The 25291-nt window shown below is 61.9% G+C and carries 22 protein-coding genes; 16 read left to right on the plus strand and 6 right to left on the minus strand.

Going from position 1 to position 25291, the window contains the following annotated elements:
• Positions 1–206 precede the first annotated feature (206 nt).
• Together ACEN9K_RS09935 and ACEN9K_RS09940 are read left to right on the plus strand one after the other, a co-directional pair.
• On the plus strand, positions 207–707 hold the full coding sequence (locus tag ACEN9K_RS09935) for a hypothetical protein (protein ID WP_133247113.1): 501 nt from the start codon (positions 207–209) through the stop codon (positions 705–707).
• A 266-nt stretch (positions 708–973) separates the two neighbouring features.
• Positions 974–1828, plus strand: a complete 855-nt coding sequence (locus tag ACEN9K_RS09940; RefSeq protein WP_133247112.1) for a C40 family peptidase — start codon at positions 974–976, stop codon at positions 1826–1828.
• Positions 1829–2651: 823 nt separating this feature from the next.
• Here ACEN9K_RS09940 and ACEN9K_RS09945 read toward each other — a convergent pair.
• Positions 2652–2828: a hypothetical protein gene (locus ACEN9K_RS09945; RefSeq protein ID WP_165838088.1), complete on the minus strand. Its 177-nt coding sequence runs from the start codon at positions 2826–2828 to the stop codon at positions 2652–2654.
• A gap of 357 nt (positions 2829–3185) precedes the next feature.
• Between ACEN9K_RS09945 and ACEN9K_RS09950 the strand changes: the two genes are divergently transcribed.
• The 7 genes from ACEN9K_RS09950 to ACEN9K_RS09980 all read left to right on the plus strand — a co-directional run bounded on the left by ACEN9K_RS09950 (position 3186) and on the right by ACEN9K_RS09980 (position 12202).
• Positions 3186–4022 carry a hypothetical protein gene (locus ACEN9K_RS09950; protein WP_495635611.1) on the plus strand — a complete coding sequence of 279 codons (837 nt, stop codon included), beginning with the start codon at positions 3186–3188 and terminating at the stop codon, positions 4020–4022.
• 17 nt (positions 4023–4039) lie between these two features.
• Entirely contained in the window at positions 4040–4186 is a 147-nt protein-coding gene (locus tag ACEN9K_RS09955) for a hypothetical protein (RefSeq protein WP_495635612.1), read from the plus strand.
• Positions 4187–4356: 170 nt separating this feature from the next.
• Complete coding sequence (locus ACEN9K_RS09960) at positions 4357–6324, plus strand: type I restriction-modification system subunit M (protein ID WP_495635613.1); 1968 nt, start codon at positions 4357–4359, stop codon at positions 6322–6324.
• Positions 6321–7463, plus strand: a complete 1143-nt coding sequence (locus ACEN9K_RS09965) for a restriction endonuclease subunit S (RefSeq protein WP_495635614.1) — start codon at positions 6321–6323, stop codon at positions 7461–7463. Before ACEN9K_RS09960 ends, ACEN9K_RS09965 begins: the two co-directional genes overlap by 4 nt.
• Positions 7460–10582 carry a type I restriction endonuclease subunit R gene (locus ACEN9K_RS09970; protein ID WP_495635615.1) on the plus strand — a complete coding sequence of 1041 codons (3123 nt, stop codon included), beginning with the start codon at positions 7460–7462 and terminating at the stop codon, positions 10580–10582. Before ACEN9K_RS09965 ends, ACEN9K_RS09970 begins: the two co-directional genes overlap by 4 nt.
• On the plus strand, positions 10579–10788 hold the full coding sequence (locus tag ACEN9K_RS09975) for a helix-turn-helix transcriptional regulator (RefSeq protein ID WP_495635616.1): 210 nt from the start codon (positions 10579–10581) through the stop codon (positions 10786–10788). Before ACEN9K_RS09970 ends, ACEN9K_RS09975 begins: the two co-directional genes overlap by 4 nt.
• A 127-nt stretch (positions 10789–10915) precedes the next feature.
• Positions 10916–12202, plus strand: coding sequence for an N-6 DNA methylase (locus tag ACEN9K_RS09980; protein ID WP_495635617.1), 1287 nt, complete (start codon positions 10916–10918; stop codon positions 12200–12202).
• 158 nt (positions 12203–12360) lie between these two features.
• On the opposite strand, the gene ACEN9K_RS09985 is transcribed toward ACEN9K_RS09980, so the two are convergent.
• Positions 12361–12528 carry a hypothetical protein gene (locus ACEN9K_RS09985; protein ID WP_495635618.1) on the minus strand — a complete coding sequence of 56 codons (168 nt, stop codon included), beginning with the start codon at positions 12526–12528 and terminating at the stop codon, positions 12361–12363.
• Between the two features lie 207 nt (positions 12529–12735).
• Between ACEN9K_RS09985 and ACEN9K_RS09990 the strand changes: the two genes are divergently transcribed.
• A complete protein-coding gene (locus ACEN9K_RS09990) occupies positions 12736–13368 on the plus strand; it encodes a hypothetical protein (RefSeq protein WP_495635619.1) in 633 nt (210 codons plus the stop codon).
• Positions 13356–14282: a hypothetical protein gene (locus tag ACEN9K_RS09995; protein WP_495635620.1), complete on the plus strand. Its 927-nt coding sequence runs from the start codon at positions 13356–13358 to the stop codon at positions 14280–14282. Before ACEN9K_RS09990 ends, ACEN9K_RS09995 begins: the two co-directional genes overlap by 13 nt.
• Before the next feature lie 142 nt (positions 14283–14424).
• On the opposite strand, the gene ACEN9K_RS10000 is transcribed toward ACEN9K_RS09995, so the two are convergent.
• Positions 14425–17661, minus strand: coding sequence for a hypothetical protein (locus tag ACEN9K_RS10000; RefSeq protein WP_495635621.1), 3237 nt, complete (start codon positions 17659–17661; stop codon positions 14425–14427).
• A gap of 201 nt (positions 17662–17862) precedes the next feature.
• Between ACEN9K_RS10000 and ACEN9K_RS10005 the strand changes: the two genes are divergently transcribed.
• Positions 17863–18363, plus strand: coding sequence for a hypothetical protein (locus ACEN9K_RS10005; protein ID WP_495635622.1), 501 nt, complete (start codon positions 17863–17865; stop codon positions 18361–18363).
• 154 nt (positions 18364–18517) lie between these two features.
• Here the strand turns inward: ACEN9K_RS10005 and ACEN9K_RS10010 are convergent, their stop codons facing one another.
• Together ACEN9K_RS10010 and ACEN9K_RS10015 are read right to left on the minus strand one after the other, a co-directional pair.
• Positions 18518–19780: a hypothetical protein gene (locus tag ACEN9K_RS10010; RefSeq protein ID WP_495635623.1), complete on the minus strand. Its 1263-nt coding sequence runs from the start codon at positions 19778–19780 to the stop codon at positions 18518–18520.
• A 175-nt stretch (positions 19781–19955) separates the two neighbouring features.
• Entirely contained in the window at positions 19956–20402 is a 447-nt protein-coding gene (locus ACEN9K_RS10015; RefSeq protein WP_495635624.1) for a hypothetical protein, read from the minus strand.
• 302 nt (positions 20403–20704) lie between these two features.
• On the opposite strand from ACEN9K_RS10015, the gene ACEN9K_RS10020 reads away from it, so the two are divergent.
• The 3 genes from ACEN9K_RS10020 (at position 20705) to ACEN9K_RS10030 (ending at position 22352) form a co-directional block, all read left to right on the plus strand.
• Positions 20705–21637 carry a GIY-YIG nuclease family protein gene (locus tag ACEN9K_RS10020; protein WP_495635625.1) on the plus strand — a complete coding sequence of 311 codons (933 nt, stop codon included), beginning with the start codon at positions 20705–20707 and terminating at the stop codon, positions 21635–21637.
• 7 nt (positions 21638–21644) lie between these two features.
• Positions 21645–21938 carry a hypothetical protein gene (locus ACEN9K_RS10025; protein WP_495635626.1) on the plus strand — a complete coding sequence of 98 codons (294 nt, stop codon included), beginning with the start codon at positions 21645–21647 and terminating at the stop codon, positions 21936–21938.
• 84 nt (positions 21939–22022) lie between these two features.
• Complete coding sequence (locus ACEN9K_RS10030; RefSeq protein WP_021474384.1) at positions 22023–22352, plus strand: hypothetical protein; 330 nt, start codon at positions 22023–22025, stop codon at positions 22350–22352.
• Here ACEN9K_RS10030 and ACEN9K_RS10035 read toward each other — a convergent pair.
• Positions 22349–24241: a DUF262 domain-containing protein gene (locus ACEN9K_RS10035; RefSeq protein WP_495635627.1), complete on the minus strand. Its 1893-nt coding sequence runs from the start codon at positions 24239–24241 to the stop codon at positions 22349–22351. The genes ACEN9K_RS10030 and ACEN9K_RS10035 overlap by 4 nt on opposite strands.
• Before the next feature lie 743 nt (positions 24242–24984).
• Here ACEN9K_RS10035 and ACEN9K_RS10040 point away from each other — a divergent pair.
• Entirely contained in the window at positions 24985–25155 is a 171-nt protein-coding gene (locus ACEN9K_RS10040) for a hypothetical protein (RefSeq protein WP_495635628.1), read from the plus strand.
• Positions 25156–25291: the final 136 nt, after the last annotated feature.

Consider the following 25291-nt stretch of genomic DNA (forward strand, 5'->3'; position numbering starts at 1 on the left):
TCCTTCCGGTGGGCCGTCAGCGCTCGTTCGTTGCCGGACTCTTCGTTGTGTTGCTGATAGGCGGCCTTGTCATCCTGTTCCGGCCGGTCGGTAGGTCCGCTGCGGCGCCGGTCCCAAGCCCGACACCAAGCATGCCTCCAGCGTCAGTACCTTCCGGGACACCCGCAGCAACGGGCGCGCCCTCTGCTCTCCCTGGCGAAACCAATGTGGCCGCACTGGCCTCGCCTGTTGATCTTTCGCCAACGCGCGACTTCCGTGCGCTCGCTTTAGAGGCAGCAAGGGGAATCTACACCTGGGACAGCCGCTCGTCGTCGTATTCGGATGTGTATGCACGGGTGCGCTCGTGGTGGGAGTTGCTTCCCGATGGATCCAACCCCTTATCGGTGTTAGTCAAAGAGTTCGAGGCCACTGGTGTGACTGCCACTTCCTTCGCGAGCCTTGGACGGGAGTCGGCGCGCCGGACCGGCACAGCGCAATCTGTTCGCTGCGATCTTGAGTTGGCCAAAGTTCAGGAATTCCCACCTCCCTGGGTAGGCCTTCATGTGTGCACTGTGATCGTGCAAGTGGTCGATGAGACGAGCAGGGACCAAAACGCTTATTCCGCACCTATAACGGTGATGCTGAACTGCCCGCCTGCGATTACAGCTCCGGCTGACCGCTGCGTCATGGTGGCCTTCTATGCGACCGCAGACCGGATCGTCTACTGATGCTCGGTCCTATGGCCGTGGCCGGTCTGGTTAAAAGGCGGGCACTCCTCAAGGGTGTCGCTGCCGCTTCGACTGTCCTTGTGCTTCTCGGCCTGATGGCGTTCGTCGCGGGTGTGGCTCTACTTGCTGGTCTGAGAAGGGAGCCAACTGTCGCTTGTGTTCCGGCTGATGCCGCATCTATCAGCACGGGTACGGGGACTGGCGGTGGCCTGGAGGTCCGCGATGGCAGCCAGGTCCTATACGAGCTGAACTCGCGACAGGAAAGTGTGGCGCGCGCGTACGTCGGGGTCGGCAAACAGCTCGGCGTACCCCGGTCGGGACAGATCATTGCCATCATGATGGCAATGCAGGAGTCGGGATTGCGCGTACTCGCAAACCCCAGCGTGCCGGCTTCCCTGGGCTTTCCGAATGACGGCGTCGGCAGTGACCATGACTCGATAGGATCGGCCCAACAGCGTCCCGGGGCGGGCTGGGGGAGTGTCGAGCAGCTAATGAACGCTTTCTACAACGCCCGCGCCTTCTATGGCGGCCCACTGGGACCAAACCGAGGAAGTCCTCGAGGGCTGCTCGACATACCGGGGTGGCAGGCAATGGACAAAGGCCTGGCTGCCCAGGCGGTCCAGGTATCTGCTTTCCCCGAGCTCTATGCGCGTTGGGAACGGGCAGCGACAGCCGTCGTTGCGGCCTTGGAAACAGACACATCGCCGGCTCTTTGCTCATCGTCACCGCCCGTAGAGCGGTCTGGGGCCCCTTGGCAAAATCTAAGTCAGCTCCGCCAGGACATCCTACGGTTCACGCAGGAAGGTCTAGGCGGACGGTATGTGTGGGGCGGTACTGCATTTAAGGCATGGGACTGTTCAGGTTACGTGCAATGGATCTACCGTCAGGCCGGTATCGAACTGCCCCGGGTAGAGCAGTGGCGTGTTGGGGTACAAACGGACACCCCGAAGCCGGGGGATTTGGTGGTTCAGAATCCGCAGGGACCGAACAACTGGGGGCACGTTGGCATCTACGCCGGCAACGGCATGATGTGGAGTGCCTTGAACCCTGCCGTGGGTACATTACTGCACCCAATCAGCTGGAATTCTGGCACCGCCTATTTTGATCTGCTTCCGCGCTGACTGCTCCTGTCGCGATTGGTGGGGCATCTGGCGTCAGACCCACCTCCCCTCACTGAGCGGTGTGACTGCAGGTTACGAGGTGGGTGCCCGCCTCTGGCCCCCAAAACTTTCGGAGTGTGGTCGATGAGACCCGCTTCCGGGACACCGACCACTGCGAGATCCCAACCGATCTACCATGCCTATATAGAGGAGCATGGAGAGGTGACGTGGTGACGGAGATCGCCTACTCATGAGACCAGTACCTTGATCAAGGATGGCAGGGGGACACCTGCTGCTCACAAAGGCGCAGATGGCGCTGTCACTCGCCGACTTTGCCCGTGGGGCTAAGGAAGACGGTGCGTAGCCGGTTCGCGGGTTACCGACATGGAATTGGCCTTTGATATCGCCATGGACTGTCTCGAGCTCAGACTTGGGAGCGATCGTGGACGAGGTGGGCTGGAAGACCGAGGCCGGGCCCAAGCAGGCAACCGAGGCCCGCGCCGCCTTGATATCGGAGCCCTACGACGGCACGGGCGCCGCGACAAATAGGTGCCCGTCGAATTCGTTCGGCTGCACCACCGCATCCCGAATCAGTCGGCGAACTGAGAGCAGCCTTCGCAGAGAAGCGGAGCCTGCAGTGGCAAAGAAAATCAGGCCTGCCTGACGGCAACGGGCTGATCATGATGGTCCGAGTCTACTCCACCGCAGGAACCCGCCGGCGTGTGGCGGTCGGAGGATTCCGAGCGTAGCGCCCCTGGCCGTTCAAGGTGCAGTACAGGGTTGCCGGCGGACGCCGAATTCCCGACTGCTTAGGGATGACTTCTGGTCCAATCGCAAGCTCGCGTCAGCGCCGGTCTGGATTGCCCCCGAGTGCCGTCAGACGCTCTTGCTCGCGACGGATCGCGATGGCGGCCGCGACAGTGGCCCCGGAGCGAATGGCCTCCGGCGGGATCGGCCGCAACGCGATGGCTTTAGCGGCGGCCTCGGAAGAAGCCTGCCCCTTTTTACCTTTGCGCTCCATGGGATCAATTCTAAATGTGGTCACTGCTACGCGCTGAGGCGTTCACGCTTCGGATCATCCACGCATGTCCCTCTCGCGTGCTAGTGGCTTGATCTGCCACCCGCGGATAGGGCGGCCCGTCGGGCCGCTTGCGGGAACTGTCCTTCCCACGATCTGGCTCGGAGCAAGTCGGTGTAGTGACATTTGCCGTTGGGTCCCTGATAAGTGCGCTTATCGGGGCATGGAGAAGGACTGCCTTCGCGTGACGCGGTGATTGTTGAATCACTCACAACCAGCGCATAGTCATGCACTCGGCTGCAGGGGACATGAAGAACGAAAAGCCAGAGCTGTCCAGCGCCCGGTGGGACAATCAAGAGAATGACGACTGCCCTGCCCGATCTCTGGCTCGACTGGTGCTCGGTCGCGGGCAAGCCCACCGAGTTGGTCGACGACGCCACCCTTGCTCTCTTCTCCAGGCAGGTCGGGGCATCGCGCGCTGTGCTGGCCTCGTTACGGCGAATGATCAGTCAGGAGCCAACCGTCGCCCCGGCCTGGCCGCGCTGCCACAAAGACAACCCCGAATCGCTCCGTCGGCTGGTAAAGCGCGCCACCGTACTGATCCAAGATCCTGCGACCCAATGGGTCTTCCGTCTGCGCCTGCGGCGAATGCTCTTCGCCGCGGTGATGATCGCGCCGCCCGGGCACGGGGGACTGGGCCTGGACCGAGCAGGTGCGCTGGGCCTCAGGCCGAATGAGATGCAACGGCTGCGCCCACGTATCGGCGTCGCACCCGATGCGCAGTCCTGCTCCGCGTGCGCCGTATGGTCGTGGCTCGAGGTAGTCGGCACCAATAACGGGTGGTCGCACGGGGCCGTCCGGGCACTGGGCCACCGCCGCGACCGGGAGGACGACGAGCACCGCCACCTGCTACCGGACGCCAACCCTGACTGGCTCTTCTGCGTCGGCATGCTGCCTGCGATCGATCGCTGGGGCTACGTCGACCCCTACGCCTCGATGCACCCCTCGTCGCTCACGGCAGTCATCCGAGCCATGGACGCCTTGCTGGAAGGCCCTGCCCCTGTCCGCACTCCGATGCCTGATCCTGAGCCGCGTTCTACCAGACACGAGATCTCGTCGGAGGAAGAGGAACGGATCCTGGCCAGAGCCGACGAACTCACCGCTCGTGTCACTAAGATCCTCCGTGAGTACGGCTGAACGATAAAGTCATGCCCATGGCATTCATCTGGGAACAGGTCCTCGCCACCACAGGCATGGGGCTCTCCGACGCGCTGTACCAAGACCACCCACGAGCAGCGCCGCCGGGATCAGCCGTCGACGTCGGTGATGAGAGAGTGAACCTGCCGTTCGAAGAGATCTGAGCGATTAGCGGCGACTATCGTTACCACTCAGACTCATTCCCTTGCTCCAGGCCGGTGATCCCAGTGCCATATCCGCAGTCCGGCGTGATCCCGTTTGTCTCAGACACGAGCAGGATGTCACGTTCCTGATACACGGCCCGATGTAAAGTTCTTGATACAAGGATCTACAAGTGAGTCAGGAACGAACAAGCATGCCAGAGCCCACGGCGATATCCACCAGTACGACTGCTCGCATTGTATGGGACACCGCGGACAAGTTCCTGCGCAATATCGTTGACGAGGAGGATTACGGAGACTATATCCTCCCATTCACGGTGCTGCGCCGTCTGGAGTGCATGCTGGCGGACTCGAAGGAAGAGGTGACCCAGTTCGTAGCTTCCCTTGGGGATATGCCGCCGCACTTCATTGACATCGCCGTCAAGGAAAAGTTCAAGCTCAGCTTCTACAACGTCTCGCCGCTCGACCTCACCACGATCGCCTCTGTCGACGACAATGTCGAGAATTCCCTGAAAGCCTACATCGCCGGCTTCTCGAACAACATCGCCGACATCTGGGTCTCCTTCGACTTCGCCAGGCGCGCAAAGGTCCTTGCCGAGGCGAACCGCCTGCACGCCGTCATCAAGCATTTCTCGACGCTGGACCTTGCTCCGAGCAAACTCGAAAACACCGCGATGGGCGATGTTTTCGAGGACATCATGTACCGGGCCTTCAACAAGAAGGGGAAGGCCGCGGGCAACTTTTACACCCCGCGCGACGCGATCAAGCTAATGGTCGACATCCTCATTACGAATGACGACGAGACCCTGGCGGGGGAGAGCGCGGCGCGCTCAATCTACGATCCGACCGCGGGTTCCGGCGGCATGCTGCTTATCGCCCAGGACGCGCTGAGGCGGATGAATGGGAAGATTGACGTGACGCTCTACGGTCAGGAGCTCATGCCCTCAGCGTTCGCACTCGGCAAGGCAGACCTGCTCATCCAAGGTGGCCGTCCGGACGCGATCAAGCAGGGCAACACCCTCGTCGAGGACCTCTACAAGGACCAGACCTTCGACTACGTGCTCTCGAACCCGCCGTTCGGCATGGACTGGTCCGTGGACCAGAAGTCGGTCCGGGACCAAGCCAAAGTGCACGGCTCACGCTTCAGCCATGGCCTGCCGAGTACTGCCGACGGCCAGATGTTGTTCCTGGCGCACTGCGCCTCGAAGCTCAGCCCCGCCGAGACAAACGGTCAGGGCGGCCGCGCCGCTGTGGTCTCAAACGCTTCGCCTCTATTCAGCAGCGACAAGGGCCCTAACGGAATCCGGCAGTGGCTGCTAGAGGAGGACCTCATCGACGCGATCATCGCCCTGCCGACGAACATGTTCTATGGCACCGGCATCGCTACTTACGTCTGGATCCTGGATACCAACAAGGATCCCGAGCGTGCCCACAAGATCCAATTGATCGACGGCTCCGGCCAGTGGGATTCACTTCGCAAGCCCATGGGTGAGAAGCGAAGAGAGATGCGCAAAGGGAAACGGAACGTGGTGCTCGAGGCGTACAAAGCATTCGAGCACGCCGATCCCGCCATCTCCCGCGTGATGACGCCCGAAGACTTCATGTTCCGCGACGTGCCGGTCTACAAGCAGGCCCGCTTCGCGACGCGTTTTAGCGAGGAGGCCGTAGGAGCGCTCAGCACGCGCCGGGACTTCACTGACGGGCACGTCGGCGTGCTGAAATTGCTCGATGGAACACCATGGAACGATCTGCCGAAGTCGTTCCCGCAGACCGCGAAGGCTGCCGGTCTGAAAGCTCCACTCGGTCTCATCGACGCCGTCATGAACGCGATGGCTGTGGTCGATGACTCTGCGCCGTTGGCCGTCGACCGCAAGGGCAACCGCGTGATCGCGGACGGCTGGAAGCTCACCGAGCGAGTGCCTCTGAGCGAGGACTTCGCGGACCACATGGATCGCGAGGTGCTGCCATTCGCGCCCGATGTCCAGTGGGACGTGACTAGGGCCAAGTACGGCACCGAGATCCCGTTCACGCGGCTCTTCTACGTGCCGGAGGAACCGCGCCCCCTCGCCGAGATCGATGCCGACGTCCAGAAGCTCATGGGCGAGTTGGCGGAGATGTTCATGGCGGTAAGCGAAGAATGAAGACCGCGCCATTTTGGGTGAACGCGACCCTGGTCTCGTCATCAGAACACCCGCTCGATTTCCAAGTGTCTCTCGAAGACCTGGTTTCCGGCACGGGCCAGCTTGTTAAGGGCGACCTCTCTCGCTACGAGGCGAAAGGCACGCGGTTCCAGCGGGGCGACGTGCTGTTCGGAAAGCTCCGTCCCTATCTGGCCAAATACTGGCTCGCCGATCGCGAAGGCACGGCCGGCGGCGACATACACGTCTACCGTCCGGAGCCCGGCACCGACCCACGCTACTTGGCCTACATCGTGGGCAGCCGTAACTTTGTGCGCTTCGCCGAGGCAGCTTCCAAGGGCACAAAGATGCCTCGAGTGGAGTGGATGAGTCTTCGCGAGTATCCGGTCGTTCAATTCGACCACGCCGCACAACTCGTCATTGCCGACTATCTCGACCGTGAGACCGGCGAGATCGAGGCGATGATCGGCAAACTGGAAGAGCTGGCCGAGAAACTGAGGGTGCGGCGTGCAGTTGCTGGTTCGACGCTCCACACGATGGGGTTTGAGCTTGTCAGACTTCAGTGGCTCATGAGCGAGGTAGACGAAAGAGCGGAGAGTCATAACCTGGATCTCCCGTTGCTCTCGGTGTCGATTCACCATGGCGTTCAGCTGCGTGATGAGTCGTCTTCTCGGCAGCAGGCGAGTGCGGATCTATCCAAGTACAAAATCGTCCGAGCAGGGGAAATCGTGCTCAACAGGATGCGCGCGTTTCAGGGTGGTCTCGGACAAGCCCACATCGATGGGCTTGTGAGCCCAGACTACGCCGTGCTGCGTCCGCAGGCTGGGCTCGCTGCGGACTGGGCTGAGTACATCATGCGATCTCCCGAGTTCGTCGAAGAGATGTCTCAGTGGCTGCGAGGTATCGGTTCCGCAGACCAGAGCAATGTTCGGACTCCTCGCATCAACGTCCGAGATCTGTTTGGACTTTCGATCCCACTCCCGTCGACGGACGAACAGCGCAACATCACAGACCACCTCGACGAGGTCACCGGCAAGATCAATGCCATGCTAGCGAGGGTTGCCGACCTGAAGTCACTGCTCGTCGAGCGGCGTGCCGCGCTCATCACTGACGTCGTGACTGGACAGAAGGAAGTCGCATGAGCCACGCACAGCTGATGGAGCTGGAGTTCGAGGAGAACCTCTGCATCGAGCTAGCCGATCGCGGCTGGCTGTACGAAGACAACGGCAAGCCGACCGGCTGGGACATCGCTCTGGCCATGGTCCCCGCCGACGTGCTGCACTGGCTCAGCACCCAGTACCCGGAGGAGTATGAGAAGGCCGTGCCCGGCGACCTCGTCAACGGACAGAAGGACGACGCCGAGCGCAAGCTGCTGCAGCACATCACCAGGGAACTCGCCAAGACCACGAGGATGGACCCGACCACCGGGCATCCGGTCGGCGGGCTGCTCGGCGTGCTACGCAAGGGCTTCACCTACGCCCAGATCGGCCGCCCCGCCGCGAAGTTCGGGCCGATGATGGCGTTCCCGCCCGCGAACCCCAACCTCACGGAGGTGCTCGAAGCCTCTGCCGCCGTGCGCTTGCGCATCATGCGTCAGGTGCGTTTCGACACCACGACCAGCGAAGCACTTGATGTAGTGCTCACTGCCAACGGCATTCCGGTCGTGACGATGGAGCTGAAGACCGACAACACGCAGACGGTCAACCACGCGATACGCCAATACAAGCAGGACCGGAAGCCCGGCAAGAACCGTCCGCTGCTCGCGCCGGGCCGCGCGCTGGTGCACTTCGCGGTGTCCAACGACCTCGTCTACATGACCACGAAGCTCCAGGGCGGGGACACGGTGTTTCTGCCCTTCAACCAGGGCAACGATGGCCATGAAGGCAACCGGCCGTCGGGCACAGGCTCGTCGACGAACTACCTGTGGCGCGAGATTCTTGCCCGCCCCATGTTCATGCGTATCCTGAAGGACTTCGCACTTTTCGAGCCGAGCAAGTCCGGCAGGAAGGAAGAGGGACGCCTGGTCTTCCCCCGCTTCCACCAACTGCGCGCCGTCGAGCGCGTCATCGCCGACATCGAGGTCAACGGTACCGGCAAGCGCTACCTGATCTGGCACTCAGCCGGCTCAGGTAAGACGAAGACCATCGCCTGGCTCAGCCATCGCCTGATCCGCCACATGAGCGCCGATTCGAAGTCGACGTTCGACTCGGTCATCGTCGTCACCGACCGCACCGTCCTCGACGAGAACATCCGCGACGACATGAACCTTGTGCAGTCGAGCCAGGGCCTCGTGGTCACTGTCGGTGAAAAGTCCGGCGCAAAGTCGCCGCAACTGAGAAAGGCGCTCCTCGACGGCGACCACATCATCACCTGCACCCTGCAGACGTTCCCCGAGGTCATGAAGCTGATCGAAGACACGCAAGAACTGCGCGGCCGGCACTGGGCTGTGGTCGCCGACGAAGCGCACTCGTCGCAGTCCGGCTCTGCAGCACGGCAACTCAAGGAACTGCTAGCCGACGTCGAACTCGACGAGAACGAAGACGACATCAGCGCCGACGACCTGCTGCTGGCCAAGGACTCGGCCATCGCAGCCTCGAGCAACATCACTTTCATCGCCCTCACCGCGACACCGAAGGCCAAGACACTGCGCCTGTTCGGCACCGAGCGCGACGGCCGATGGGAGGCCTTTGACACCTACACGATGGCGCAGGCGATCGAAGAGGGCTTTATCCTCGATGTGCTCACCAACTACTCGACCTACGACATGTTCCTGAGAGTGAAGAACACACTCGAGGGGGAGGCCTCCGAGAGCGAGATACAGGTCAACACCGGCGAGGCCGTAACCAACATCATCCGCTATGCCCGTCTCCACCACACCGCGATCGCGCAGAAGGTCCGTGTTGTGATCGAGCACTTCCGGCGGAACGTCATGCAGATGCTCGGCGGCGAGGCGAAGGCCATGGTCGTGACGAGCTCGCGCATGGAAGCGCTCAGTTGGTCGAGGAAGATGGACGCTTACATCGCCTCACAGGGCTATGACGACATGAGTACACTGGTGGCCTTCTCAGGTTCGCTCACGGACGAAACCGGGGAAAGCGTCACCGAGATCTCTCTCAACGGTCGCAGCGATGTCGCCAAAGCATTCCGCGAGGAGGGCATCTACCGGGTCCTCATCGTTGCGAACAAGTTCCAGACCGGCTTCGACGAGCCGCGCCTTATGGCCATGTACGTGGACAAGAAGCTCTCCGGCGTCGCCACGGTCCAGACACTTTCAAGGCTGAACCGCATCTATCCAGGCAAGACAGCCCCGATGGTCGTCGACTTCCGCAACACCCCGGCGAGCATCCAGAAAGACTTCAAGCTCTACTACTCCGACGCTCATGTTGAGGGTGATGTCGACCCCAACGCGCTCTACACAATCGGTGAACGGCTCGACACCGCGGGGCTATATTCCCACGACGAGATGGACGCTATCGCTGATGCTTTCTTGGAAGATGCCGGGGGAGAAGCCATCGCCAAGGCGCTCTCGCCGGTTAAGAACCGCTGGACTGGTCAGTGGAGGCAAGCGGTGCTGGCAAAGGACAAGGCACGGAAGGACACGCTGAACAGCTTCCGCGCGGACGTGCTGAGCTACCGCAACGCCTGGCAGTTCCTTAGTCAGATCGTCGACTATCAGGACCCCGAGCTGCACCGTCGCGCAATCCTTGCGACTCTGCTGGGGCGCAACCTCCACCCCGATGGCAACGACTACGACGACAGCTATCTTGAAGGCGTGCAGCTCTCGGGCGTCAAGCTCCTGCCGTCAGCCATCAACGAGGACCACTCGCTGGGCGAGGGGAGCAGCGAAGGCATCAAGCTGCCCGAGTTTGACGGGCAGCACAAGGCGGGAAACACGCCGAAGCGCGGCCCGCTCGATGAGGCCATCGAGAAGGTGAATGAGATGTTCAAGGCCAAGGGCATCGACGTGAGCCCGAAGAGCGTCTCTGGCTTCATCACCACGTTCTGGGGCTTCCTCGATGCAAACGAGGAAGCCGTGGCAATGGCCAAGAACAACACCGTCGCGCAACTCAAGGCATCCGAGGGCTTCAGCGGAGCGGTCGGGCTTGCCGTGCTGAAGACCGTCAGCGAGTCACAGGAGATCCAGTCGTACATGACTGACCCTGCGTTCCTCGGACAGATTGCAGAGATCGCCGCGGAGGCCCTTCACGCGCAGCACCGTGCAGCTGACCCGGAAGCCGAAACAGAGGCGTCGCAGTCATGAGCGAAGCCGGGCAGGTGCCCTTCGGTGACACCATCCGCGAAGCCCGAAAGAAGCACGGCTGGTCGCAGGCGGAGCTCGGCGAGAAATCAGGCGTTTCGCGTCCGACGATCGCGCGCGTCGAGGCGAATCACGACGTCACGACCACGACCATCGCCAAGATTGCCCAGGCACTGGGGCTCACCCTGGAATTGAAGGACAGCGCATGAGTCCTTCGGGCTCTCGACTCGGGCAACACCGCTGGCGCTCGACCCGCAGTGCCGGAGCCTTGGCCTTGCTCCAACCGGAGTTGGCGTGCTACTTTGGCAGGTTGCCCAAATGATAAGAGGAGAGTCCATGCGGAGCGAGCAGGCACGTATCCGAGAGATCGTGGACCAGCTGCGCGGGCTTGGCTATCCCATCGTGCAGACAGAAGTGCGGGTACCGGGCGCGGTGCGCCTTCAAGCCGATGTACTTGCCTGGGGAGTCGACGAGACGGGAGAGATCGTCCCGCGCCTGGCCATCGAGATCAAGCACGGGCAGCGCCCTGAAGCAGCGCTGCCGCAGCTGGCCCAGGTTCGGGCCGCGCTCGGAACGGTCGAGCACTACGTCCTGACGGACGAGGGCTGGTTTCAGGCGGGTCACGGGCTGCGCACGCTTCAGCCCGCAGCCGGCCCTCCGGCGCTCAGCGGACGGCCGGACGGAGAGTTGAAGTCGGTTGAGCTGGTCACCGAGCTCCTGCTGCAGCGAGTCTGGTCGCGTGCCAATCGAGGCAGGAACGGCCAGCTGAGCGCCTCCGTCCTGAGTGCGTTTGTTGAGGCCGCGTCGGCCGACTCGCATCAGGCCAGCATCGAGACGGTGAGCGGTGACGTCGTCGCCGTCGATCCGACTGTGTTGTGGCGGGCCCGGCGTGCCGTCCTCGCCGACCTGGCAGAACGTGACCGGTCCGCGAGCTTCTATGTGAGCCCGCCCGCTATCTCAACCGCTATCGGCTCGCTTGTTGGGGAACGGCTTGACGGAATAGTAGTGGACCCTTTCTGCGGTTCCGGATCGTTTCTCTGGATGTTGCAGGAGCGCGCCGCACGCGAGGGTCGCATGATCGAGACGATTGGGCGCGACATTGATCTGAACGTCATCCGGGCTGCTTCCCTGATCGGGCAGACCGCGCCGACCAGGATCACCTTCGAAACCGGTGATGCGTTTAGGGATGCCTTGCCGGAAGCTGATGTGATCGTGACCGCGCCCCCCTTGGGTCTCCGGCTGGGCACGCCATACGAGCTGCAGAATGGTACCTCGACCCGGCTGGCAGACGTTGCGGCCGTGGACGTGAGCCTCCGTGCCCTGAAGCCCGGTGGCCGCGCGGTGTTCCAGCTCCCGCCGGGCATGACCTTCCTGACTGCCGCAGAGGCATACCGGGAATACCTGGCAAATGAGTACCGGGTATCTGCCCTGATCGCATGCCCCGCCGGGTCCGCGTACGGCACGCCGATCCAGACTGTTCTGATGGTCGTCGACAAACTACCTGCCGGCGAGACGTTCGTCGCACAGCTCTCGGAGGACTGGGAGACGCAGCTCGCCCCTGGCGGACCTGCAATGGTGGCGGCGCTCTCTCATATCGACGATCCCGGAGACGGTGCCCGTTGAGCGCGGGCCGGACGACGATCGTCGATCTTCGTAAAGAGCCGTACTGGGATCCGGGACGGCTCGTGGCCAAGGCGTTCCGGTGGCCTTTACAGTGGCCATCGCTTCGACTGGATGAGATCGGGACGCGAATCGAACCCCGGCTGTTCGTGGAGCAGGGCTCACAGGTGATAGTCCCGGAGGGCCTTGACCGCGTGCACGGCGGTGTTCGCCGTCGCACGACGAAGTACCAGGGTGCGGGACATCTCGTCGGCGGAGACCCTGGGAACCTGCAACCCGGTGATGTCCTTGTCCCGGCGCGCGCCGACCTCCCAGCACTGATGATGCACGCTGACCTGTTCGGGTCCACCGTGTCAGGAGGATTTTCAGCGTATCGGTTCGCGAGCCGGGCGGACGCCTACTGGGTCTGGGCAGTGCTTAGCTCGGTTGCTGGGCGAGCGTTCCGTCGAGCGTTCCTGACTGATTCCCTATCGGCAAGACGGGCGCGAATCGGTGATGCTGCGCTTCCCTGGCCCGATGACGAAACCCGTGCACGGATGGTCAGCCCTTTGGTCGCGGTCGAATCGCAATCCCATGGCCAGGAGGAGGACGCCGTTGCAACATGGTGGACCACAGCAGATCTGCGACGGATCGAGTGGAAGATCGCGTTGGCAACGCCGGAACCTGAGCGGCTCTTCGACGGAGTTCCTCTCGCTGACCTGGCCATCGAGATCAAGCCAGGGAAGTCATTCGACCGAAACGCGACACTCACTGCGCCTGCCGACGGTGCGCTTCCGGTGATGACCGGGTCGGGGCTTGCCGGCCGTCCCATCACTCGATGGATGATCGAGACGCCCAGCTCTTCTGTGGCCGAAGCCCGAGACCTGCTCATCGCGGTTGTCGGAGAGCGCGCGAACGCCAGGGTTGTCGAAAAGCGCTCGATCATCGATTCCGGCGTCTACCGGGTGCGCCTCGCCGAGCCGCATCTGACCGAAGTGGTCGCCGCCTTCCTCAACGGGCAGGCCGGCTATGGGCTCCGCAATATTCTCCTGTTCGGCGTCATTCCTCGGGTCAGTCTGAGGGACATCGGGCAGATACGTATCCCGGAGTCGGTGCTGCGCGGAGATGCACCGGACCGGCCACTCGAACCGCTTGCTGAATGGTTGGAGCGCCTGCTGTGGAACAAATGAATTGCGTCTTTGTGCCGCTCGTGTTCGTTGAGCTGTACAAACTCCTCGCAGGCGAAAAGCAATACGAAAACGCCTTGGAGGACCAACTTGCCTCGATTCACCTTCCGCTTGAGTGGCTCGCCGAAGCCGGGGAGGCGTACAACGCGAAATGGACCTCTGACCTTGAGTACCTGACATCAGACAGCGTCGACCAATTCGCCTTGACGGAACAGCACTCGCAATTTGCGACCTGGCTGCTGGCCGGCCTGCATGCCAGCGGAGCCTGCGGCGAGCTCTCCGCGAAACTCGAAGCCATGGTCATGACGCGTGTTCTGGCCGAGGTCGACGGAATCCCGACGCCGCTGCCGCCGGTCCTCAGCCCGAAGATCATTGGCTGGACGCTGGGTAGTGTAATCGGCCGTAAGGGGAGCGACCTCCCGGTTGCGCCGGCATTGTCGCCATCCGACGAAAATGTCCGGGCAGCGTTCGAAGGCCTCATCGAGCACGTACTTGCGATCCAGGGGATGAGCGAGCCATGGCCTGAAATGATGCAGACAGCAATGTACTGGCGCGGATATGGCCTGGCCGAAGCACTTCGCCCCGAATTAGGTTCAGGAGGACCTGCGCTCACACGGCTTCGGCTTGAGACGTTCTCAACGATGGCTTATGCCGAGGGTCTCGCAATCGGGAAGCACCTCGACAGCTTCAACGAACGGCGCAACGCGCTCTCTCACATCACGGATGATCAAAGCCGCCCCCGTTTCGTTGAAGTGATTGATGAGGTGCGTCAATCGTCCGGCATCGACCTCACGATGCGCGCGATGACGCAGTTCGTGTTCCATGACGTGGCGCGCACCGCCCGGGAACATCCCCCGGCCGTCGTCCGTCAGGGGGCCTGGGAGGCGATGGAGCGGGAAATCCACGTCTGGAGCTAAAGAGCCGGGCAGTTTGGCCCCGACGCGTGCCCAGGAACTTCAGGCCGTTTTCCCTTGGCTGACCTGCCAGACCTCGAAGTTGCCCCTCATTCATCTTTTCGAGGAGACAAACATAAGGAATGCGTGACGTCGACTGATCAGGTCACGAGAGTCCCACAGCCTCTCCTGCCGCCGCCGGGAGCGATACTCGTGATGTGCCCGCAGAAATCGACGCACGCCGGCTCGTTCTCATGCCTGTTGCCACGAACCGGACCAGCGGCTCCGCGTCGTTCGTGAGTAGTTCGAGAACCTCGACGGGCGTGTCAGGATTCAAAGCGACAAGCAGGGCCAGGTCGGTGCTCCGCCCTGCAAGATCAACAAGCACGCTCGTCGGTGTTGCGCCGTTGAATGCCACTGCTTGGCGGACCAGCCCGTCGTTATCATTAGCGAGAGCAGCGAGCAGGTTTGCCGGTGAGTGGGGATTTGCAGCCACGGCCCTTCGCACGTGTGTGCTTCGTCGTTCTCCGCCGAGGAAGGAGAGGATGTCCGCGTCTGCGTCCATGTCGAAGGCCACCAGCAGCCGCACTTGGGCCCGGCTGTTCGCAGCCATTTCGAGAAGCGTCGCTCGGTCGGTCGGCATCTGGGCACGCAGTTCGTAGGATTTGGCAACGGCATCATCGAACGATTCACACCGGCGGTGGAACACCTCTCGTGCTCCAGGATTCGCTAACGCACTTTCCCGCACCTCTTGTGATTCGTCATTCAGCAGGCGCTCCAGCACGTCGAGAGGGAGATTGTCCCGGTCCGCTACTCCCTGGCGCACCTTTGCCGACGCATCATGCGACAGCGCAATGATTGGAGCCGGCGGGGTCGATTCGTTACCGGAAACCCGTGTTCGGACATACTCGTCCGGGTCCGTCGAGAGCGCCTCCAGAGCGTCGGCCGGCGTGCGTGGGTTTGCCGCGACGGTCGCGCGGATGTAGCTGTCCGCAACGCGGGCGAGCCGGGTCAGCACAGCGGGCGGTGTTCGCTCGTGACTCGCTGCAACTTCGCGGACGTAGGGGTCCCGAAGACGGCTCTTGGACAGACGGATCAAGGCCTCCGCGATCGCGCCCTCCGGGACCTCCGAAGACGCCAGATCGATAACCGCGGCGAGCACACCAGGAAGACGCCAGTCCGGCGCGTCGCGCAAAACCGAGGCCGCCGTATCCACGATGAGATCCGTGGGCGTAGCCGGATTCTGCAGAACCTCAAGGCGCACCTCCCACCCCGGGTCAGCAGCAAGAGCAACCATAGCGCTCTGGGGGAGACGCTCGTGCCGTGCACCGGCGCGACGGACATCGAGGTTGTTATCGGCGGCCAGCCGCACGAGCACGTCGAGCGGAAGGTCATCAAGCCCTGCGAGGAACACCCGTGAACCTGCATCCCGGCTCTTGAGCATCTTCTCGATGAGTCTGCTCCGGTCCTCCGCGCCGACGGACGGGTTCGCCACCAGTTGCGCTCGGATGGCTGGCGAGGTGCTGGTCAACAGCTGCGCCAAGACATCAGGGGGAGTGGAGCGGTGCGAGGCGAGAACATGCAGCACCTCGTCGTTGTACTGAGCCCGATCTTGGCGATCCATGTACTTGTAGTCGCTCGACCCGTGTGTGCGGAATTGCAACCGTGCAGCGCGCGATGTCCCGAGTTCAGTAAGCAAGGGGGCGAGTTGGTCGTCGACCTGGTGCACCGTCCGGCAGAGCGCGCGCCATCGGATGGCGGGGTCAGGGTCCTGCAGCAGGGCGTCACGTATCCCGTGATCATCAATGGGTCGCTGCCAGGCCGCCACCCGCCGCAGCTGTTCCGGACGCTCAGAGCCCATGAGGTCCGATGCGATGTCATCCGGCAGTCCTGCCCGGAGCCATACAGGCACGTCAAGGCGGCGTTTCGCCAGCGTGCCCCAGAGCCAGCTTGCGTCCGGGACCGGCAGCCGTGTTCCCCCCAACTGGGATGCGCCGTTGATCATCATGATGAAATTGCAGAGCCACGTTGAGTCCGACGCCGGGCTGGCAGGGGCCCGGTCGATGCGCATGATCGTGGCCGCCGGAGCGGGCACACCGGAAGGGTGCGCTCCTGACTGCGACGACAGGACGACCGCTCCGTCGTTCGAGCGCGCCGTCCACTGCACACTGCCGTCCGGATCCGACGCCAGGGCCTTGATGACCTCATGCTGCGTGCTTGGATTGGCGGCGACAGCTCGGCGGACCGCGACGCTCTTATCGTGCGCCAGAGTCAGCAGGACGTCACCAGGTGCCGCCTCGTTCATTGCGACGCCTTTGCGGACGCTCCATGCGCGATCCCCGGCAAGGACTCGAACTGTCGCCGCCGGCGTGGCAGTGTTGCGCCCGACGCGGCTCCGGATGCTTGGGTCCTCGCTGGGGGCCAGTTTGTTCAGCGTCTCATAGGGGGTGTGCCGGTTCTCGGCGAGGATCTGGTGTCTGTGGCGCTCGGGCACTGGCTCCTTGAGCGCGATCTGCTGGTGTCCCGTCGCACGCGCGAAGCCTTCCCGCAAGGAGGGGAGGAGCATCTCCGGGTCCCCGGAAAGCAGCCGCGTGAGGTTCCACGTCGGCATCAGCCCCTGGCGTGGGAGCCAGATCCCGACCTGGCGGATGCCGAAACGGTCGTCGAGGTCGAGCATGACGTACCCGAGGAGCTGCAACAGGAAGCCGCGTAGCTCGGACACGCTGAGCCGGTTGTACACCTTGCAGTCGATCAAGGTGTCGCCGATGATCCAATCAGCGTCCGCGCCGCCCACGAGCTCCGACCCCGCGAACCCGGGATTCGACGCAAAATCTGTTCCGTCTGCGATCTCGCCGCGCCATTCCTCGAGTTGCATCCGGCCGGCCTCGACGAGAGAACCGATGTCGGCCACCATCATCGGGCTGATCTGGTCCGCGAATGAGGGTCCGTCGCTGGCATTGTCCAGCAGCTTCCCGGTTCCGCCGCTCAGCGCGCGTGCCCCGGACCGCAGGACACGCTCGCAATGGGCGAGCAGGATTGACGCCCGGTCAAGATCAGTGTCATTCGCCGGATGGCGCAGCAATGCCTGCGCGACGTCAAACGACTCAGCGAGCACCGCAACCCGATGGTGACCATTCTCGACCCAGGAAGCGTATTCGGCTGCCCGGGCTATACCTGCAGCAGCTGCTGATTCGCGCGGATTAAAATCACCGAGTTCGATGCGTGCACGAAAATCAAAGGCCGTGCCTGACAGGGTGCCGTCAACACCGGCGGCCCGCGGGATAACGACATCAGCGTCAACGAGCGCGGGGAGGCCAAGTTCGCCGGCGGCGATCCGCGCGCCGCCGGTGTTGCCGGCCGAAGCTTCAAGGCGCGGTGAGACCCGCTCAAGATAGGCACGCACGGGTGAGCCGGAATCCTTCAAACAGTCAGTGAGACTCAACTCTGGTCACGCTCAAAGAAACTTGGCCGTTGGTTCATGCCCTCAGCGTACGTGGGCCCTCCGACACGAGAAGAACCGTCCTGCTGAAGTCTTTCGTCGCCCGTGCCCAGAGTTCTCCGGCACGCCGTAGAACTGACCTCCCCATGACTCTATGATGATCCCGTGACGATTCCTGACCTGAGCGCACTTACTCTTTCTGAGCTGCTCCAACTGCAATCGCGCATCGGACAGGAGATTATTCGTCGCGGTGTCTCCCGCACATCCGGCAGTATTGAGGGCGAGGTCGGCGAAGCGCTGGCGCTGGCGGTCTACGGTGGTGTCCTTCCGCTGCCTGGGACGAAGGGGTACGACCTGATTGACGAACTGAGTCGCAAAATTCAGGTGAAGACGCGAACCCTGCCTCGGGGCGAGGACCGCATATTCCAGTTCGGACCTGAGCTCGTCGACTCTACAGTTTTCGATCTTGCGCTATGCATCCGTTTCGACCGCGAAACTAAGGCATTGGATTGGGCCCGGGAGTACCTGCGCGATGAACTCTTGGGGCTCCTCAGCCCACACAAAGAAGGACCCCGGCTTCCGACCGGTCGGGCACTCCAACACGGAACAGACGTGACGGTGAAGTTCCGGTTGGCTTACGAGGCAATCGGCGGCATAAGAGGCTAAACCCCACACCCCGGCGTTCAGCTGCTGACCTGCGCACGCGTGTTGAATGGCCCCTTCGCTTGGCGGAGGTCACCAAGCCCACATCGAGAGTCGCTCGCTTCGGGATCAATGCTTTGAGCTATTGAGTGGCCGGCTGGAGGCAGCCCCGGAAGTGCTAGCTTCCGGGCTTCAAGGGCAGTTTGATCTTGTCTTTCATTAGCACTCCGAGGGCGGAAAAGGCGACGGCCGCGAGGACTGGCTTACCCTTATCCCATGCTTCCGTTCCGGCTTCCGCCAAAGCATTCTTCCACTGTTGCCACTCCCGGATGGCGACGCGCCACTGAGTCGGGTCCACTGAATCCCAATCGACTTCGATGCTCAGTGCCTCATAGAAGCGTTTGATGAGACTCCGGGTATCGTCGATGGACCTGATGACAGCTGGTAGACCCTTCACATGGAGAATGGCATTCTGATTTGCCAGACAGGCAGCCGAGTCCATGCGCTGCATCAGCACAGAGACGCCTTCGTGCAGCTCGACCTGATCGTCTTGGCGTGAAGCATCGAGCGACAGTCGCCTCGTGTCCACACGGTCGGGTGCGATTGCAGCATTGTGGTCCAGCTCCAGGATTGCGAGCTCATCGAGCGCCGTAGTGCATCGGGCGATCACTGAAAGCCACAACTGGACTTCCCGTTTGGCATCCCGCAGGCGTGCATTGAGGTCGCCGATGCGCTTGTGTTGCTCCAGGTCATCTGCAATACCGCCCAGTTTCAGGATCGCCTTCGACTGCACCTGCCGGATTTGGAGTGATACGCCAGAACGCTTCGACCAAGTGAGCGAGTCGATCGAGCCCTCCATCTCCCGAACAAGAATGGTCGCCCGGATCTCGCGCTCGATGCCCGCAAGGTCGCCCAAGATCTCCTCCCGCTGCCCGCGGAGAACCTGGTCAAGCTTCTGGTCCAGCGTTTCCAAGAGTTTCCGCAGCTGCGCCGCCTCCTGCTGGCGTGCGACCTGCGACAGTGCACCTGCGACTCCTGAGAGTATGGCAGGGTTTGCCAACTTAGCACTGGTGGTTGTGTCGATCCTCAGCCACTTCTTGATGGAGCCGCGAGTGCCAGCCATTGCGTACGCGACTCCAGGCACACCGCTGTCCGTGAGCCCGAACTCCTTCATATCCTCCGCCGCCTCCGGCGTAAGCTTCACCCAGAGACCCGAATTCGCGACGGCCTCGGAGACTGTACTAAAAATTTCTGCTGAGGATCGAAGAACGGGGACTAGCGATTGGGAGGTAAACTCCCGGGCCCTTTCGAGCAGACCTCTCGCCCGCAAGAATTGCTCAACGGCGCGGCGATCATCGCCGATGACCAGCAGATTTTCGCCGTCGCTGATCAATTCGACCTCATCAGGCGTCTCGGATTCTTCCTCAGGCTCTGGACACATAAATGAAGAGTACTGGCATTGCCGACATTTACGCCGCCCAGCGTGCTTGCTGAGGTTCCGAGGTCCACGGTCACTTGGAGCTGGTTCGGGTCAATCGAACCTGTCGAAGCCGCACAAGTCGATACCACGGCTTGTTGCAAGATCGAATGCGTCGTCATACCCGCCGGCCCACGGATTAGCGCTTGACGACATTCAAGTCGTTCCGGAGTACTTCAATGAGTTCCTGAGCCGTCACTTTGGCCTTGTCCCGGAATAGATACCGCTGCCCTGCATCAGGACCCACGCCTCGGGCGGCTTGAACCATCCCCCAAGCATCATCGACCAAGCGATCGCCAAGCACCCTAACTTTGGATGGGCCGACAACGGACAGCCTGCCCTGCTTCACCACCAGGTCGAATAAGACCTCTTGGACGGCGGTGTCGCCAACTTCGGGCCGGCCTGTCTCTAAGTAGAGAGCATCAAATGCTCCCAGAATCTCGGAATAGGCTGCCTGCCGCTGATTCCTCAACCATTGCTCGTGCTCATTCTTCCTCCCGAGCCGCGATCCGAACCAGCTACCGGCCAAGGCGAAACCGCCCGTCACGATTGGCACAGATATGAGAAGAACTTGGTCCAATGTCATGCTCACAAGATACAAGGAGATCTACCGATTACGGCGAGCCGTGTCATGTGCTCGGGAAACAGGGAAAGGCGGCATCATCAGCCGTCGCACCCTGTGTGCCGGGAGTCCAGGACGCGCGCGGGTTTTGTGGTTCTTAAAAACGAATCACGGCAACGCCGCGAGACGCCTCTACGCACGGCAAGGCTTTCAGATCGTTGGACGGAACGGCGGATCCGTTCACGGACATCCCGGTCCCAGCCGGACACGACTAAGCTACGTGCCACTAAAGCCGCCGTGCCCGGCTCATGACATAAGGTGTTTCCGTGTCTGATCTTGCTCTCGACGTAGCTGCGGAGACAGCGGTTTCAGCGATGCCGGCTTCGCGCGCATCTCTCACTCTCGGCCATGTATTGATTGGCATGGGCGCAGACTGTGACCCGGCGGTCCGGCTGGAGGATGTGTTGCTTATCCGCCATGCCTTCAGGCCCGGCGACCCCAGTGCGTTGCGTGGTCCCGAAGACCTGACCGAAGAACGGGTCCTCGCTTACACCATGGAGCAGGGTCTCTCACCCCGGCAATTCCCCACGGACCCTCCCCGTTTCTGGGTGATCCTCATCGCCGACGGCAAACGCCGCTCCCGGCTGTGGGGCACCTTGGAGAATCACGGCGAGCTAGCCGGAGAGCGCACTGAGGTGAACCGTTTCTTCGACCTGCGCATGTCGGGTTTCCTTGCGCCCCTCATTGACCGGCTCGTGATCGAATGGGACAGCCCGCGGAACTGGCACCGGCGTGCCTCCAGCGCCGCGAACCTGCCGGTATTGGAGATAGCCGACCGGGACAAGGTTCGCTTCCCTGGGTTCGACGGCGTACTGCTTAATTACCACGAGCTCCGCGACATGGTGGAGAACCCCCGCTATGCCGATTGGCGGGCTGCCTTGAAGGAAGTACAGGGCATTTACCTCATCACTGACTCCACCAACGGCAAGCAATACGTTGGAAAGGCGGATGGTGCTGAGCGCATTCTCGGACGGTGGACGAGCTACGCGCGCGACGGCCACGGCGGGAACGTCGCACTCCGCGAACTTGCCTACGACAGCACAGCCGGAGAAACGACCAAGACAGACCACGCCCGGCACTTTGTATTCAGCCTTCTTCGCGTGTTCGGACCCAGCACACCCTCCACAGAGGTGGATTCAGCAGAGTCTCGCTACAAAGACGCGCTGATGACACGACAATTCGGCCTCAACAGAAACTGATCGATCAATGACACCACGTCCACGCCGTGCCTGGCAGGCGGCAGCAAAAGCCAAGCAGGAGTCCAAAGACCTGGGGGAGCTGCACGCGATCGAACCAGCGTCGCGCCGCAGCGACGGCTCACCCAAAGTGGGCCCTGGCCAGGTTTACGTGGTGAGCTCCGGCAAGGTCTATCACCCGGCCTGGTGCAACTCAGTGGGCAACGTCTGGGACGAGAACCCCAAACGGCTGCTGGTCGTCGAGGAGACCGGTGTTGGCGACCGTCAGGCCTGCAAAGCCTGCGACGAACCTCTGCAGGCCTGACTTTGCATATTTAGCGGCTACGACTGAGTCAGGCCTCCGGCGGTCCTCTCCGTAAGAGACGGTCCGCCCGCATAGGATGATCCCATGTCTGAACCCGAGCCAATCACGATCCGGAACAGTCTGCCGAACATCCTCGCAAATGAGGCGTACGGCCCGGATTGGAAACGCACGCAGGATGTCATGGTGGTCATAACAGTAGGTGGTACTTCCACTCACCTGGCTTTGAAGTCTGCACCCACCACGACGCTATGCGGTCAGAATTCCCGGTTCGTGGCCCGCGCCTGGTTTCTCCTCAGCGGCTGCATGAAGTGTTCAAAGGCTGGTCTCAAACAGGGCATCGCCACGATCACCGACACAGACGGCACACTCATCGACCTGGCGACCAACACCGAGATCAAGCTGCCGGAACACTAAGCTCTTGCCGCTTCGAAGGCAGCTTCCTGGATCTCCATTGAGGGACCGGGCCAGACCTGAGTGATTGCCTTGGTCAGGACTACAGAGCGCTCCTTGATGTCGGCATCAGTCCAGAGATCGATGTGGCTCTGGATGATTTCTTTGTTGAGCACCAGAAGGCTGAAGGCGTCGAGCAGCGTTCGCTTACCCTTGCCTGATTCACCGCCATCGATGAGTCCCGCGGCGTCTCTGTCTGTCCACGGACGGTTGGATAGCGAACCATTGAGTGACTTGGTCACGAGCGTGAGATTACCGATCGTATTTACGACCCGGTCACGCACAGCTGCCTCTTCAGGCGTGAGTCTTGGCTGCGGGTCCCAGTGGGTTCGCCAACCTTGCGGCATAACGTGCTCGATTTCCAATCCCCAGGGAAGCTCGACTGCTTCGTACTTCGTGCTCTGGCTGCGAAGTTGTTGTTCCACAGCACGGAGGACTACCTGGAGTCGCCACTGCCGGATGTTCCCGTAGAGCTTCACATCAGGGAGTGTCGTGAGCATCTCTTGATCGGAAGGCCAGTAACGGGTCTCCGCGGTCTGCTCCGAAAGAAACGTCCTTATGGCGTTTCCGGCTTCGCGAGCATCAACGCTCCCGAGCGACTTCAAGGTCGCGACCATGAAGCGGTTTACATCCTTGGAGGTCTTCCGCAGGAGTGTGCGGCGGATAACCCAACTTTCGATGGCGTCCAGTGCTATCCGCACCTGGTCCCGGGGAACCGAGTGGTTCTCGGAGAGGAGCCAGAGGAAGAGGGGGGTGGTGGCCGCCAGCTCCATCGTTTCGATAACCCGGGAGCGGAACCGTCCTTCGGGCGTCGCTACGTCGAGTTCGCTGAGGCCCCGGTAGGTGTCGGCATCCTTCCGCAGTTCCGTCAGCAAGGCTTCCGCCTTGGCGGGAGTGGACAGTCGCGACCCTGCGTAGTCTGCGAAAACTCTGAACACCAACTCCGCTTTGACTTCTTCCTGTAAGCGCATCGTGAGCCAGTACTGCAGAAAGATGTCCACGCGGGACCGAATCTGACGGCCTTGGGAGATTTCAGCCCGCCACCATACGGTATCGAAGTCGGCCCAGTGCGTCCTGGACCACTTGTCCACGTCAGCACCAATCTGTTCGCCCTTGCGGAAGACCCAGTTCTTGATGAGGTCCGCTTTCAGCAGAGGTGTGCCCCGGTCGTTCAGCGTTTCGAAGATCAGCTGTGAGTCTTCATGTCCTGACAAGTCGATGGCGACGACGACCAGTCGATGTTCAAGCGTCGAGCATAATTCCTTGGCGCGGAGCTCTTCTGTTCCGGGTGGGACGATCCCTTCCTCATCCAGTGTTCCTATCAGCCACTGTTCTATTTCACGCCGGAAAAAGTCGTGGGCCTCGATGACTCGATGCTCCTCGACCCGCGGTTCCTCTGGATCCATGGCATGGGCAAAGGCGCTTCGGTCCGCCTGGGATGGCCAGAGTTTGAAGCGCTCGATGCGGCCTTTGAATGTCAACGCCTTGTTCAGAATGAGCTCTTCGAGCTGATCCGCTTCCGTCTGGTGTCCGCGCTCGGCGATGATTTCATGGGCGGCATCAAGCAAGAGCTGAAGCGTCGTCATGCGTTGTTGGCCGTCGATGACCTCATGCCGTGTCACATCGCCGGCAGACGGCGGCTTCGACTCGTAAACGACCGCACCCAAGAAGTGATTCGGAATTGGGGGCTTACTCCCGTCAAGAAGATAGCTCTCGGTGACCCGGACTACGTCGTCCCACAGTGGGGCCCATTGGCTCTCCTCATCCCAGACATAGGGGCGCTGAAACGCGGGAATCTCAAAATGGCGACGACCCTCGAACAGATCTCGCGGGCTCCGAGGATGAGTATCCACTGCATGCACCTTTCGACTGGATGTCCTCCGGCACACGCTATCGGTCAACGTGGCACGACAGCCACAAATCCAGCACTGTTGCCTTTCGAGTCGCCGTTAAGCTCTCTCGCCGCGTCATGCTGGATCCGCCTGCGCAATAAGACTAGTCGCGGTACAAGCTGACGAAATCGGCCGATTACAACGTCGCACGGGGCGCTGGCCTAAAATCCTGTTCTGCGCCGAGCAGGACCGGGTCAGAACCCTCCGCACCGGATCTGGTCGTGTCGAGCGGCTGCGCGGGCGGATCGGCGTCGCCGGGGAGCCAATCGCCTGCCCGGCGTGCGCCACCTGGTCGTGGCTTGATGTGATCGGCACCAACAGCGGGTGGTCGCACGGTTCCGTCGGGGCCCTGGGGCCGCCTCGACGAAGAAGGAACCGCCCACCGGCACCTGCGGCCGGATCCCAATCTGGACTGGCACCTCTCCATCGGCATGCTGCCAGCCGTGGACCGCTGGGGATGGATCGAGGCCTACCGCTCCATGCATCCATCCTCGCTGTCGGCAGTCATCAGTGCCGCGGCACTGCTGCTCGACGGTCCGGAGCCCGCACCTGGGCCGGGGTCTGCTGCGGCTGCGATGCAGGCCAGCCCCCGGCGGCAGATGTCACATGGGAGGAAGAGCAGATCCTCAAGCGCGCCGACGAACTCACCGCGCGCGTCGAGGCGATCCTTCGCGAGTTCGATACCGGCCGATAAAGTCGTGTGTATGGGATTCAACTGGGAGCAGGTCCTCGGGACCAAGGGTGCAGGCCTCTCCGACACCTACGACCAGAGCGCCTCGGACGCGCTGTACCAGGACCACCCGAGCGCGGCTCCGCCAGCAAGTCCGGAAGACCCGGGCGATGAGGTCGTCAGCCTGCCGTTCGACGAGAGCTGAGCCTCCAAAAATCCCACGCCGGGATGTCCGTTTTAGGACATAACCGCAGGTCAGCGCGCATGCATACTTAGGTGTGCACACCTCCGGGTCTCCGATCTAAAATATGCATGCTCTGCAGGGTCGAGCTATGGCCGAG

Source organism: Pseudarthrobacter sp. Pseusp20 (genome assembly GCF_059492155.1).